This is a genomic window from Clostridium sp. CTA-5 (assembly GCF_054768135.1).
On the sequence record NZ_BAAAAT010000029.1, the window covers coordinates 1 to 1,504 of the forward strand.

The window sequence follows — 1,504 nt, forward strand, 5'->3', positions numbered from 1 at the left end:
GAGTGCCACCTTGCCAAGGTGGATGTTGCGGGTTCGAGTCCCGTCTTCCGCTCCAAATAAATTTTAAATATGCGGGTGTAGCTCAATGGTAGAGCCCTAGCCTTCCAAGCTAGTTACGTGAGTTCGATTCTCATCACCCGCTCCATTAAAAACAACTGACATCAGTTGTTTTTTTGTTTATAATAAAATATATATGCATCTATAGCTCAGTTGGATAGAGCGTTGGACTTCGAATCCACAGGCCGCGAGTTCGAATCTTGCTAGGTGCACCATTAAATAAGTGATACCAACGGTTTGTTATAAATCGTTGGTGTTTTTATTACTACAAGTAACAGAAATAGATGAAGAAAAATATTATCGTTGTTAATATTTATTGCATGAAAGTATTATGTAATTATTAGGAAATACAAAAAGTCCCTTGATAACAAGGGACTTTTTATATTTATCTATACACGAAAGGTAATCTTAATATAATAAATACAATTCAAGTATATTATAGTAAGTTTGTAATTAATAACATTTACAAAGGAGAATATAATGAATGGCAAAAAGCAAATATGAAGTTTATGTGCTACCTAAGTTGGATAAAATTGAAGAATGGGCCAAGAGTAATCTTATTTATATTCAAATATGTAATAACTTAGGCATAGGCAAAGATTCATTTTGTAAATACAAGAATAAGCATATAGAGTTTTCATATGACTTAAAAAGAGACAAAGAAGTAATAGGTTTAGAATTTAATAGACTTAGAAGCTAAAAATGTTATTTTAAAAAGAGTGTTAGGCTATAAATATAAAGAAATAACAAAGTAGCTAGTAGAGAACCATGATACGGACAAAAAAAATTACAAGTTACTAAGGAAGTAATTAAAGAAATGGAATCTGATATAACCATAATAATCTTTTGGCTAAAGAATAGAAAATCAGAAGATTGGAGAGAAGAAGGAAATATTCAGTAGCAGATCTAATAATATTGTTTCAAAATAATATGTATTATTTATCAGAGTAAAATACATAATATAGTATTATAGTATAAATAATTTAGTTTATTTATCTTAAAAGAATAATAAATGTTAATAATTTAGTACTATATAAAGAAACAATACTGTTATATTATATGAAATTGAAAAAAACTTATCCTAGTGTATCAATATATGAAAAATTGAGCAATATGATAAAAAATAAAATATTTAAGATATATTTTATTTAAATTGGTAATAATAGATAAGGGGATACTACATATTGTGATAGAATAAATCTTGTCGTCGCGAGAGATGATGAAAAAACACTTAATTAGTTGAAAAAAAGTGTTGACAGAAATTTCGAAAGATGATAATATAAGGAAGTCGCTTGAGTGCGACAAGTTAAAACAAAAGCTGACAACGAGAGTTGAAGCGAAAGAAAATGGTCTTTGAAAATTGAACAGAATATATAAAATACATTTAAGTAAACCAGCAATTCTTTTTGAAAAGTAAGCTAAGATTAAACTTTTTTATGAGAGTTTG

At 27.9% G+C, this 1,504-nt stretch carries 1 protein-coding gene and 2 tRNA genes; all 3 read left to right on the top strand.

Annotated elements, in window-relative coordinates; translation table 11 throughout:
• Positions 1-71: 71 nt before the first annotated feature.
• The 3 genes from ACYUET_RS18970 to ACYUET_RS18980 all read left to right on the top strand — a co-directional run bounded on the left by ACYUET_RS18970 (position 72) and on the right by ACYUET_RS18980 (position 757).
• Positions 72-145, top strand: a tRNA-Gly gene (locus ACYUET_RS18970).
• A 50-nt stretch (positions 146-195) separates the two neighbouring features.
• A tRNA-Arg gene (locus tag ACYUET_RS18975) sits at positions 196-272 on the top strand.
• Between the two features lie 269 nt (positions 273-541).
• Positions 542-757: a hypothetical protein gene (locus ACYUET_RS18980; RefSeq protein WP_460282205.1), complete on the top strand. Its 216-nt coding sequence runs from the start codon at positions 542-544 to the stop codon at positions 755-757.
• The last annotated feature ends 747 nt before the right edge of the window (positions 758-1,504 follow it).

Bases quoted from the DNA above. Each gene is read 5' to 3' on its own strand.
- ACYUET_RS18980 (WP_460282205.1), top strand. From the start codon at position 542: ATGGCAAAAAGCAAATATGAAGTTTATGTGCTACCTAAGTTGGATAAA.